12 protein-coding genes are annotated in these 12,124 nt (G+C 67.7%); all 12 read left to right on the top strand.

All coding sequences use genetic code 11. The features are described 5' to 3' along the window. A partial coding sequence (aroC, locus tag RCJ92_RS12715; protein ID WP_446754745.1) for a chorismate synthase occupies positions 1–753 on the top strand: 753 nt, incomplete at its 5' end. Continuing rightward, positions 754–1,251, top strand: a complete 498-nt coding sequence (locus RCJ92_RS12710) for a shikimate kinase (protein WP_346922489.1) — start codon at positions 754–756, stop codon at positions 1,249–1,251. A 61-nt stretch (positions 1,252–1,312) separates the two neighbouring features. Beyond that, on the top strand, positions 1,313–2,404 hold the full coding sequence (aroB, locus tag RCJ92_RS12705; protein WP_421013638.1) for a 3-dehydroquinate synthase: 1,092 nt from the start codon (positions 1,313–1,315) through the stop codon (positions 2,402–2,404). Between the two features lie 3 nt (positions 2,405–2,407). Beyond that, on the top strand, positions 2,408–2,950 hold the full coding sequence (locus tag RCJ92_RS12700) for a tetratricopeptide repeat protein (protein WP_054821479.1): 543 nt from the start codon (positions 2,408–2,410) through the stop codon (positions 2,948–2,950). A gap of 91 nt (positions 2,951–3,041) precedes the next feature. Further along, positions 3,042–3,602 carry an elongation factor P gene (gene efp / locus RCJ92_RS12695; RefSeq protein WP_138174079.1) on the top strand — a complete coding sequence of 187 codons (561 nt, stop codon included), beginning with the start codon at positions 3,042–3,044 and terminating at the stop codon, positions 3,600–3,602. Next, on the top strand, positions 3,602–4,012 hold the full coding sequence (gene nusB / locus RCJ92_RS12690) for a transcription antitermination factor NusB (protein ID WP_138926247.1): 411 nt from the start codon (positions 3,602–3,604) through the stop codon (positions 4,010–4,012). Before efp ends, nusB begins: the two co-directional genes overlap by 1 nt. Before the next feature lie 380 nt (positions 4,013–4,392). After that, positions 4,393–4,965 carry a bifunctional pyr operon transcriptional regulator/uracil phosphoribosyltransferase PyrR gene (gene pyrR, locus RCJ92_RS12685; RefSeq protein WP_138174075.1) on the top strand — a complete coding sequence of 191 codons (573 nt, stop codon included), beginning with the start codon at positions 4,393–4,395 and terminating at the stop codon, positions 4,963–4,965. Beyond that, the gene (locus RCJ92_RS12680; protein ID WP_138174073.1) at positions 4,962–5,933 is read left to right on the top strand and encodes an aspartate carbamoyltransferase catalytic subunit; all 972 of its coding nucleotides are present in this window, start codon (positions 4,962–4,964) and stop codon (positions 5,931–5,933) included. The genes pyrR and RCJ92_RS12680 overlap by 4 nt, the downstream gene beginning before the upstream one ends. Positions 5,934–5,937: 4 nt before the next feature. Further along, positions 5,938–7,239 (top strand): dihydroorotase, encoded by a 1,302-nt coding sequence (locus tag RCJ92_RS12675; RefSeq protein ID WP_446754744.1) that lies wholly within the window; start codon positions 5,938–5,940, stop codon positions 7,237–7,239. Then, positions 7,236–7,748 (top strand): PH-like domain-containing protein, encoded by a 513-nt coding sequence (locus RCJ92_RS12670; RefSeq protein WP_249354255.1) that lies wholly within the window; start codon positions 7,236–7,238, stop codon positions 7,746–7,748. The genes RCJ92_RS12675 and RCJ92_RS12670 overlap by 4 nt, the downstream gene beginning before the upstream one ends. Further along, a complete protein-coding gene (carA, locus tag RCJ92_RS12665) occupies positions 7,748–8,917 on the top strand; it encodes a glutamine-hydrolyzing carbamoyl-phosphate synthase small subunit (protein WP_343830588.1) in 1,170 nt (389 codons plus the stop codon). The genes RCJ92_RS12670 and carA overlap by 1 nt, the downstream gene beginning before the upstream one ends. Continuing rightward, a partial coding sequence (carB, locus tag RCJ92_RS12660; RefSeq protein ID WP_446754743.1) for a carbamoyl-phosphate synthase large subunit occupies positions 8,917–12,124 on the top strand: 3,208 nt, incomplete at its 3' end. The genes carA and carB, both read left to right, overlap by 1 nt.

Below are 12,124 nucleotides of genomic sequence, written 5' to 3'. Positions count from 1 at the left end.
GTGGCCGACGCGTTCCTGGCCGAGCTGGGCATCGAACTGGTCGCGCACACCACCGCCGTGGGCGCCGCCGAGGTCCCCGATGACGCCGCGCTGCCCACCCGCGCCGACGTCCAGGTGCTGGACGCGGATCCGCTGCGCTGCTTTGACGCCGAAACCTCCGCCGCCATGGTCGCCGAGGTCGACGACGCCCACAAGGCCGGGGAAACCCTGGGCGGGGTCGTGGAGGTGCTGGCCTACAACCTGCCCCCGGGCCTGGGCTCCTACGTGCACTGGGACCGCCGGCTGGACGCCCGGCTGGCCGGGGCGCTGATGGGCATCCAGGCGATCAAGGGGGTGGAGGTCGGCGACGGCTTCGCCACCGCCGCCCGGCGCGGCTCGGCCGCCCACGATGAGATCCAGCATGCCGCCGACGGGCGCATCGAGCGGGCCACCAACCGGGCCGGCGGGATCGAGGGGGGCATGTCCATCGGCGAGGTGCTGCGCGTGCGCGCGGCCATGAAGCCGATCGCCACCGTCCCGCGCGCGCTGCGCACCGTGGACACCGCCACCGGTGAGGACACCAAGGCCCACCACCAGCGTTCGGATGTGTGCGCAGTGCCGGCGGCCGGGGTCGTCGCCGAGGCGATGGTCGCCCTGGTGCTGGCCCAGGCGGTGCTGGAGAAGTTCGGCGGGGACTCGGTGGCCGAGACCAAGCGGAACATCGCCAGCTACCTGGCCGCGATCCCCGAGAACCTGGAATCCACCGGGGTCTAGATGATCTACCTGATCGGGCCGATGGCCAGCGGCAAGTCCACCGTGGGCAAGGCGCTGGCCAAGGCCCTGGACACCACGTTCCTGGACACCGACGAAGTGATCGTGATGAGCCACGGCTCGATCCCGCAGATCTTCGCCGAGCACGGCGAAGAGCACTTCCGCGACCTGGAGGTGGCGACCCTGCGCGCCACCCAGGCCGGGGTGCTGGCCACCGGCGGGGGAGCGGTGCTGCGCCCGGAAAACCGGGAGGTGCTGCGCCGCGGCACCGTGGTCTACCTGCAGATGGATGAGGACACCGCCGCCCGGCGCCTGGCCCGCAGCCAGGACCGTCCGCTGCTGGCCGGCGAGGACGGGGTGCTGCAGCGCTGGCGGCAGCTGTTTGCCGCGCGCCGGGACATCTACGAGGACCTGGCGGACCTGACCGTCACGGTCGAGGGCAAGAGCGTGAACGAGCTGGTCGCGCTGATCCAGGGCCATGTGATTAGTGCCACGAGATAGGGCTATTCGCGAATCCCGCGCGTACTCTGGAAAGATCAGCACCACAGGAGGATCTCTACGGATGCCTTTAGCACCCACCACACTTCAGGTCACCGGAGCATCACCGGAGCAGAACTATCCGGTTCTGGTCGGTAATGGTTTGCTGGGACAGCTTCCCGAACTGCTTGGACCAAGTGTCAAGAAGATTTTGATCATCCACCCGCGGGCCCTGCGCACCACCGGGGACCTGGTCAAGGATGAACTCGATACCAAGGGCTACTCGGCGATCACCGCCGAAATCCCGGACGCCGAGGAAGGCAAGCACATCCAGGTCGCCGCCTTCTGCTGGGAGGTCCTGGGCAAGAACGACTTCACCCGCTCGGATGCGGTAATCTCCGTGGGCGGCGGCGCCGTCTCGGACGTGGCCGGCTTCGTGGCCGCCACCTGGCTGCGCGGGGTGAAGGTCGTGCACGTGCCCACCTCCGTGCTGGGCATGGTGGACGCCGCCGTGGGCGGCAAGACCGGCATCAACACCGCCGAGGGCAAGAACCTGGTCGGCTCCTTCCACCCGCCGGCCGGCGTGCTGGTGGACCTGGACGCCCTGGCCACCTTGCCGAAGCACGAACTGGTGACCGGGCTGGCCGAAGCGGTCAAGTGCGGTTTCATCAAGGACGAGCGGATCCTGGAGCTCATCGAGGAAAACCCCGAAGAGGCCATGGATCCCACCAGCGAGCGGCTGCGTGAAATCATCGAACGCACCATCGCGGTGAAGGTCGATGTGGTCTCCCGGGACCTGAAGGAATCCGGGGACCGCGAATACCTGAACTACGGGCACACCCTGGGCCATGCCATCGAGCTGGCCGAACGCTACCAGATGCGCCACGGCGCGGCGGTGTCCATTGGCCTGTGCTTCGCCGCGGAACTGGGACGCTCGGTGGGCTACACCCCGGATGCGGTGGCCGAACGCCACGCCGCGATCCTATCCTCGCTGGGACTGCCCACCACCTACCGCAACGACCGCTGGGCGTCGCTGCTGGACGGGATGAAGCGGGACAAGAAGGCCCGAGGCGACCAGCTGCGCTTCGTGGTCCTGGAAGATATTGGCAAGCCGCGGATCTATGAAGTTCCGGATAACTCGTTGTTGTTCGCGGCCTACCAGGAGATTGGTGAGTAAGAAATGACTGAGGCACGACACAACGCGGTGTCCTTCGAAGTCGCCTCCGTCAACCGTGAAGGTGTGGACACCTCCATTGACGGAATCCTGATCAACCCCGAAACGATGCGCGCCTACGTGGCCGATGAGGCCGCCGCGGAACGCTCCATGCAGGTCGGTTCGCCCACCGACCAGGTGGTCATCCACCTGGCCCGCGGCGAACTGGCCCAGGCGGGGGAGATGATCACCGAGCAGCGCCTGCTGGACCCGATGAACGCGCACCTGCGGGTGCTGGACACCGAGCTCACCCGCATGCAGGGGGACACCCAGCGGGCCATCAACCGGCTGCGCAAGCTGGCCGAGGAGTTCGCCGACACCGAGTACGAGCCGCTGATGCAGCACCATTTGGGCATGGCGTTCTACGAAACCCGGGACTACCGTGCGGCGGTGACCCGCTTCACCCTGGCCCTGGAGCAGCGTCAGGCGATCAACGCGCCCAAGCACCTGGTGGACGCCTCGCGCATCTGCCTGCAAATGGCCGAACAGCGCCTGCAGGCCAGCGCCTAACACGGCTCCGGCGGTTCGATGCGCTAGACTAGGACATGGTTTTTTGACAAAGGGCCGGCGTGAGCCGGCTGAATATGAGGATTGAGGACTCGTGGCAGATACGACTGACATCAAAAACGGTCAGGTCATCAAGATTGACGGCCAGCTGTGGACCATCATTGACTTCCAGCACGTGAAGCCGGGCAAGGGTGGGGCGTTCGTGCGCACCAAGATGCGCAACGTGGTCACCGGACGCGTCCAGGACAAGACCTACAACGCCGGGGCGAAGATCGAAACCGCCAACGTTGACCGCCGCGACTACCAGTACCTCTACCAGGACGGGGAAGACTACGTCTTCATGAACCTGGATGACTACGACCAGGTCACCGTCTCCGGCGCCACCGTGGGCGACGCCGCCGACTACATGCTGGAAAACCAGGAACTGACCATCGCCATGTACGACGGCAACCCGCTGTACGTGGAAATGCCGCCGTCGGTCATCCTGGAAATCACCTACACCGAGCCGGGCCTGCAGGGCGACCGCTCCTCGGCAGGCACCAAGCCGGCCACCCTGGAAACCGGCAAGATCATTCAGGTGCCGCTGTTCGTCGAGCAGAACACCAAGGTCAAGGTCGATACCCGCAACGGTGACTACCTGGGACGTGTCTCCTAGTGAGTGCCCGTGCCAAGGCCCGCCGCCGGGCCCTGGAATTCCTCTTCGAAGCCGAACAACGCGGTGCCGAGCCGCTGGCCGTGGCCGTCGGACGCCGGGAGAACTCCGAGATCGTGATCAACGAGTACTCCATCCAGATCATCGAGGGCGTCACCGCCCAGCAGCAGCGCATCGATGAGATCCTGGAAAGCTACGTGCGCGGCTGGACCCTGGAACGCATGCCGTCGGTAGACCGCATCGCCCTGCGCATCGGCGTGTGGGAACTGCTGTACAACGACGACGTGCCCGACGCCGTCGCCGTCGCCGAGGCCGTGGCCAACGTGCGTGAGCTGTCCACCGACGATTCCCCGGAATTCGTCAACGGCGTGCTCGGCCGCATCCAGCAAATCAAGGACACCCTGGTCGACTGATCCTCACCCTGCCTGTCCCCGCGCAAGCCGGAACCCGATTCGTGGTTCCGGCTTGCGGCGTTTAACCTCCCTTTCGGCCACGTCCCGGTGGCCGCGGCGGCGGCCCCACGCCGAACTATGCGGCGCAATGTTTCGGCGGTGGCGCGTAGTGTGGCCAAGTGAACATTGCGGCTGCCTGCAGCCGCGTCGCGGGCAGGAAGTGCCGCTGCGGCGCGCGCGGAAGGCAGCATCAACGATGCCGCTTGTGACTGAACTAACGCATCATTCATGGTCATGTATAGCTTTTCGGTGGGGAAGAGGTGCCGTGACGTGATAATTTCATAGGAGCAATATTCCTTTAAGAACCGTCCCGTGAGGCGGAGAAGGGAGAGATGCAACGCATGAGCGAGAAATCGCCGGCAACGCCTGGCGCCCGCACGGTGCTGTCCTCGGACGACATCGAACGCGTGCTGACGCGCATCGCCTTTGAAATCATTGAAGCCAACAAGGGCACCGAGGACCTGGTGCTGCTGGGCATCCCGCGCCGCGGCTATCCGCTGGCCCAACGCCTGGCCGAACGCATCGCCGCCACCACCTCCGGCGCCATCAACCCCGAATCGCTGGTCGGGCAGCTGGATATCACCATGTACCGCGACGACCTGCGCACCTCCACCACCCGCACCCCGGCACCCACGCGGCTGCCCGCTGGCGGGATCGACGACAAGGTCGTGGTGCTGGTCGATGACGTGCTCTACTCCGGACGCACCATCCGCGCCGCCCTGGACGCCCTGTCCGACTGGGGCCGCCCCCGCATCGTGCGCCTGGCCGTGCTGGTGGACCGCGGGCACCGCGAACTGCCGATCCGCGCCGACCACGTGGGCAAGAACCTGCCCACCGCCAAGAGCGAAAAGGTGCGCGTGCACCTGGCGGAAACCGACCAGGACAACGAAGTGATCATCGAGGCCGGCGCATGAAACACCTGATCTCCACCGCGGACGTCACCCGCGAAGAAGCCATCCGGATCCTGGACATCGCCGAGGAAATGCGTGAGTTCGGCACCCGGGAAGTCAAGAAGCTGCCGGCGCTGCGCGGACGCACCGTGGTGAACCTCTTCTTCGAGGACTCCACCCGCACCCGCATCTCCTTCGAGGCCGCCGCCAAGCGCCTGAGCGCGGACGTGATCAACTTCTCCGCCAAGGGCTCCTCCGTGTCCAAGGGCGAATCGCTGAAGGACACCGCCCAAACCCTGCTGGCCATCGGCGCCGACGCCGTGGTGATCCGGCACCCCGACTCGGGTGCACCGGCTCGCCTGGCGGCCACCGACTGGATCGGGCTGCCGATCGTCAACGCCGGGGACGGCATGCACGAACATCCCACCCAGGCGCTGCTGGACGCGTTCACGCTGCGCCGCCAGGTGAGCCTGCGCGAGGGCACCGCCCCGCACGGCAAGGGCCTGGACGGGCTGAAGGTCGCCATCGTCGGGGACATCCTGCACTCCCGGGTGGCCCGCTCGAACCTGTGGCTGCTGAACTCCCTGGGCGCCGAGGTGACCATGGTCGCCCCGCCCACCCTGCTGCCGGTGGGGGCCGACGCCTGGCCGTGCACCATCAGCTATGACCTGGACGAGGTCATCGCCTCCGGGGTGGACGCGCTGATGATGCTGCGTGTGCAGGGGGAGCGGATGCATGCCGCCTACTTCCCGAACCCGCGTGAATACTCCCGCTACTGGGGCCTGGACGACGCCCGGCTGAAGGCGCTGGACGCCTCCGGCGAGGAAACGCTGATCATGCACCCGGGCCCGATGAACCGCGGCCTGGAAATCTCCTCGGCCGCCGCCGACTCCCCACGCTCCACCGTGCTGGACCAGGTGACCAACGGCGTGGCCGTGCGCATGGCCAGCCTCTACATGCTCCTCTCCGGCGACTTGATCAAGGAAAGCTAGGTCCATGAAGTATCTGATTCACAACGCCAGCGTTCTGGGCGGGGACACCGCCGACGTGCTGGTCTCCGACGGGACGGTCGCACAGATCGGCCAGGGCCTGCAGGCCGGGGACGCCACCGTTATCGACGCCTCCGGCCAGATCCTGCTGCCGGGCCTGGTCGACCCGCACACCCACCTGCGTGAGCCGGGCCGGGAGGACGCCGAGACCGTGGAAACCGGCACCCGCGCCGCCGCCAAGGGCGGGTTCACCGCGGTGCACGCCATGGCCAACTCCACCCCGGTCGCCGATACGGCCGGCGTGGTGGAACAGGTCTACGAGCTGGGCCGCAAGGCCGGCTGGGTGGACGTGCGCCCGGTCGGGGCCGTCACCGTCGGGCTGGCCGGCAAGCAGCTGAGCGAGATCGGCGCGATGGCCGACTCCCGGGCGAAGGTGCGCATGTTCTCCGATGACGGGATCTGCGTGTTTGACCCGCTGCTGATGCGCCGGGCCCTGGAATACGTCAAGGCCTTCGACGGGGTGATCGCCCAGCACGCCCAGGAACCGCGGCTGACCGAGGGTGCCCAGATGAACGAGGGCGAAGTCTCGGCCGTGCTCGGCCTGGCCGGCTGGCCGGCCGTGGCCGAGGAGTCGATCATCGCCCGCGACGTGCTGCTGGCCGAACACGTCGGCGCCCGCCTGCACGTGTGCCACGTCTCCACCGCCGGCAGCGTGGAAATCATCCGCTGGGCCAAGGCCCGCGGCATCCAGGTCACCGCGGAGGTCACCCCGCACCACCTGCTGCTCACCGATGAGAAGGTGCGCAGCTTCGATCCGGTCTACAAGGTCAACCCGCCGCTGCGCCGCGAAACGGACGTCATGGCGCTGCGCGCCGGGGTGGCCGATGGCACCATCGACATGATCGGCACCGACCACGCCCCGCACCCGGCCGAATCCAAGGACTGCGAATGGGGGGCCGCCGCGATGGGCATGACCGGGCTGGAAACCGCCCTGTCCATCGTGCAGCACACCCTGGTGGACACCGGGCTGATCGGCTGGCCGGATGTCGCGCGGATCACCTCCGGCGCCGCGGCCCGCCTGGGCCGGCTGGAGGACCAGGGCCGCCCGGTCGCCGAGGGCGAGCCGGCCAACCTGGTGCTGGTGGACCCCGAGGCCCGCTGGACGGTGGACCCCTACGCCATGGAGACCAAGGGCCGCAACTCCCCGTTCGCCGGCATGCAGCTGCCCGGCGCGGTACGCGCCACCTTCTTCCACGGTCACCCCACGGTCCTGGACGGCGCCCTGGCCAGCGCCCGGGTGGCCCAGTGATCGACAGCCCGTACTTCGTCCCGATCGCCTGGACGCTGGGCATCATCCTGGTGCTGCTGCTGCTCATCGCGGTGGGCTGGCGCAACCGCAAGCGACGACAGTCCGGCGTGCCGGCCCCGTTCCAGGACTTTGCCGACACCGAGGTCGCCCGCTTCGAGGGCATGTACGTGGCCACCACCCGCGGGGAGGACTGGCTGGACCGGATCGCCGTGCACCAGCTGGGCGTGCGCACCAACGCGGACCTGGTGATCGGTGAGCGCGGGGTGCACTTCATGCGGGCCGGGGCCCGCGCGGTGCACGTGCCCTTCGCGGCGCTGACCCGGGTGAACCGGGCCTCGGGGATGGCCGGGAAGTTCGTGGAGGACAACGGCCTGGTGATCACCGGGTGGGTCAAGGACGACTTCGACTTCGACACCGGCTTCCGCCCCCGCTACCACGCGGACAACGCAAAGATTTATCAGATGCTGGCATCGCACTTGGACGATGCGGCAGATCAGGAGACAAACTAGTGAACACTCAAAGCACCCCCGACGCAGTGCTGGTCCTGGAGGACGGCACCGTCTTCCCCGGCCGCGCCTACGGCAAGGTCGGCACCACCCTGGGTGAAGCGGTATTCACCACCGGCATGACCGGCTACCAGGAAACCCTGACCGACCCGTCCTACGCCCACCAGATCGTGGTGCAGACCTTCCCGCACATCGGCAACACCGGCGTGAACGACGAGGACCCCGAATCCACCCGCATCTGGGCCGCCGGCTACGTGGTGCGCGAAGGCTCGCGCCGCCCCAGCAACTGGCGCAGCGTGCGCACCCTGGAAGAGGACCTGGTCGCCCACGACGTGGTGGGCATCGAACGCATCGACACCCGCGCACTGACCCGCCACCTGCGTGAGGCCGGGGCCATGAAGGCCGGGATCTTCTCCGGTGCGGCCGCCGCCCGCCCGGTCCAGGAGCTGGTGGAGCAGGTCAAGGACCAGCCGGCGATGGCCGGACGCAAGATCTCCGCCGAGGTCTCGGTGGACGAACCCTACTTCGTCGAACCGGCCGACCACGGCTGGAGCGGGGAAGTGCGCCACACCGTGGCCGCGATCGACCTGGGCATCAAGGCGATGACCCCGGTGCGCCTGGCCGAACGCGGCATGCGCGTGCACGTGCTGCCCCACGACGCGACCCTTGAGGACATCAAGGCCTCGGGCGCCTCGGGCGTGTTCTTCTCCAACGGCCCGGGTGATCCGGCCACCGCCACCGAGCAGATCGAACTGGTGCGCCAGGTGCTGGACGCCGGCATCCCGTACTTCGGGATCTGCTTCGGCAACCAGATCCTGGGCCGGGCGCTGGGGCTGGACACCTACAAGCTGCGCTTCGGGCACCGCGGCATCAACCAGCCGGTGATGGTCAAGGACACCGGCAAGGTGGAAATCACCAGCCAGAACCACGGCTTCGCCGTCCAGGCCCCGCTGCAGGGCAGCTTCACCGCCCCGGTGGAGCGCTTCGGCCAAGTGGAGGTCTCCCACTTCTCGCTGAACGACCAGGTGGTGGAGGGGCTGCGCTGCCTGGACATCCCGGCCTTCTCCGTGCAGTACCACCCGGAGGCCGCCTCCGGGCCGCACGACGCCGCCAACCTCTTCGACCGTTTCGCCGACGTGCTGGACAGCACCGCAGATAAGGACAACAAGTAATGCCAAAGCGCACCGATCTGAAATCAGTTCTCGTCATCGGTTCCGGCCCCATCGTCATCGGCCAGGCGGCGGAATTCGACTACTCCGGCACCCAGGCGCTGCGCGTGCTGAAGGAGGAGGGCCTGCGGGTCATCCTGGTCAACTCCAACCCGGCCACCATCATGACCGACCCGCAGTTCGCCGACGCCACCTACGTGGAGCCGATCACCCCCGAGGTGGTCGAGCAGATCATCGCCAAGGAGCGCCCCGACGCGGTGCTGCCGACCCTGGGCGGGCAGACCGCGCTGAACACCGCGATCGCGCTGGACAAGAACGGCGTGCTTCAAAAGTACGACGTGGAGCTGATCGGCGCGAACATCGAGGCCATCGAGCTGGGTGAGGACCGCGAGAAGTTCAAGGGCGTGGTGGAGCGCTGCGGCGCCGAATCGGCCAAGTCCATCATCGTGCACTCCATGGAGGAGGCCTTCGCCGCCGTCGAGGAGCTGAAGTACCCGGTCGTGGTGCGTCCCTCCTTCACCATGGGCGGGCTGGGTTCGGGCATGGCCTACAACGCGGAGGACCTGCGCCGGATCGCCGGGGCGGGCCTGCAGTACTCGCCGACCACCGAGGTGCTCCTGGAGGAGTCCATCCTGGGGTGGAAGGAATACGAGCTGGAGATGATGCGCGACAAGAACGACAACGTCGTGGTCGTGTGCTCCATCGAGAACTTCGACCCGGTGGGCGTGCACACCGGCGACTCGATCACCGTCGCCCCGGCGATGACCCTGACCGACCGCGAATACCAGAAGCTGCGCGACATTTCCATCGCGGTGATCCGCGAGGTGGGCGTGGACACCGGCGGGTGCAACATCCAGTTCGCCATCGAACCGGACACCGGGCGGGTGGTCGTGATCGAAATGAACCCGCGCGTCTCGCGCTCCTCCGCCCTGGCCTCCAAGGCCACCGGGTTCGCGATCGCCAAGATCGCCACCAAGGTCTCCCTGGGCTACACCCTGGATGAGATCCAGAACGACATCACCAAGAAGACCCCGGCCTCCTTCGAACCGGCCCTGGACTACGTGGTGGTCAAGGTCCCGCGCTTCGCCTTCGAGAAGTTCCCGGCCGCCGACGCCACGCTGACCACCACCATGAAGTCGGTGGGCGAGGCGATGAGCCTGGGACGCAACTTCACCGAGGCGCTGCAGAAGGCGCTGCGCTCCCTGGAGCAGAAGGGCGCGGAGCTGTCCTTCGAGCCGCTGGAGCAGGAGCAGATCCCGCACGTGCTGGAGCAGATCAAGGTCGGCTCCACCGAGCGCCTGGCCCTGGTGCAGCGCGCCCTGCTCTCCGGGGTGTCGATCGAGCGGCTCTATGAGGCCACCGGCATCGACCCATGGTTCCTGGACCAGCTGGCGCTGATCAACGAGACCGCGGCGATGATCGCCGCGTCGGCGAACCTGGATGAGCAGATGCTGCGCGAGGCCAAGCGCCACGGGTTCTCCGACGCGCAGATCGCCAAGCTCACCGGCAACGCCGAGGCCGTGGTGCGCGGGGTGCGCCACGCGCTGGAGATCCGCCCGGTCTACAAGACCGTGGACACCTGCGCGGCCGAGTTCGAGGCGTACACCCCCTACCTGTACTCCTCCTACGACCAGGAAACCGAGGTGCCGGCCCATGAGAAGCCCTCGGTGATCATCCTGGGCTCGGGCCCGAATCGGATTGGGCAGGGCATCGAGTTCGACTACTCGTGCGTGCACGCGGTGATGGCGCTGCGCGAGGCCGGGTACGAGACCGTGATGGTCAACTGCAACCCGGAGACCGTCTCCACCGACTACGACATCTCCGACCGGCTGTACTTCGAGCCGCTGAGCCTGGAGGACGTGCTGGAGATCATCCACGCCGAACAGGCCTCAGGCGGCGTGCTGGGCGTGTTCGTGCAGCTGGGCGGGCAGACCCCGCTGAAGCTGGCCGCCGAGCTGAAGGCCGCCGGGGTCCCGATCCTGGGCACCTCCCCGGAGGCGATCGACCTGGCCGAGCACCGCGGCGCGTTCCAGCAGGTGCTGGACGCCGCCGGGTTGGTGGCCCCGAAGAACGGCACCGCCGTGTCCTTCAAGGACGCCAAGCGGATCGCCGACGAGATCGGCTACCCGGTGCTGGTGCGCCCCAGCTACGTGCTGGGCGGGCGCGGCATGGAGATCGTCTACGACGAGGCGAACCTCTCGCGCTACATCGAGAACGCGACCGAGATCACCGTGGACCACCCGGTGCTGGTGGACCGCTTCCTGGAGGACGCGATCGAGATCGACGTGGACGCGCTGTTTGACGGCACCGAGCTGTACATGGGCGGGATCATGGAGCACATCGAGGAGGCCGGCATTCACTCCGGCGACTCGGCCTGCGTGCTGCCGCCCATCACCCTGGGCCACGACGTGCGTGAAAAGGTGGCCGCCGCGACCCGCGCGATCGCCGAGGGCGTGGGCGTGCGCGGGCTGATCAACATCCAGTTCGCGCTGGCCGGGGACATCCTCTACGTCATCGAGGCGAACCCGCGCGCGTCGCGGACCGTGCCGTTCACCTCCAAGGCCACCGGCGTGCAGCTGGCCAAGGCCGCGGCGATGATCGGGGTGGGCCGCAGCATTGCCCAGCTGCGCGGGGACATCCTGCCGGCCCAGGGCGATGGCACCCACCTGCCGGAAACCGCCCCGGTGGCGGTGAAGGAGGCCGTGCTGCCCTTCAGCCGCTTCCGCACCCCGCAGGGCAAGGTTGTCGACTCGCTGCTCGGACCGGAAATGCGCTCCACCGGCGAGGTGATGGGCATCGACAAGTACTTCGACACCGCCTTCGCCAAGTCCCAGGCCGCGGCGAACAATCCGCTGCCCACCGCCGGGAAGGTGTTCGTCTCGGTCACCAACCGGGACAAGCGCTCGATCGTGCTGCCGGTCAAGCACCTGTCCGACAACGGGTTTGAGATCGTCTCCACCGGCGGCACCGCCCAGGTGCTGCGCCGCAACGGGATCCCCACCACCGTGGTCAACAAAGTCCATGAGGGCGGGGAAACCATTGTGGACATGATCACCGAGGGCCAGATCGGGCTGATCCTGAACACCCCCTCGGGCTCCGAGGCGCGCGGGGACGGCTACGAGATCCGCGCGGCGGCCACCAGCGTGGGCACCCCGATCATCACCACCGTGGCCGAGTTCGGTGCCGCGGTGCAGGCCATCGACGCGCTGC

Source organism: Glutamicibacter sp. BSL13, from assembly GCF_052928425.1.
This window is presented reverse-complemented; position numbering and strand designations above follow the sequence as displayed.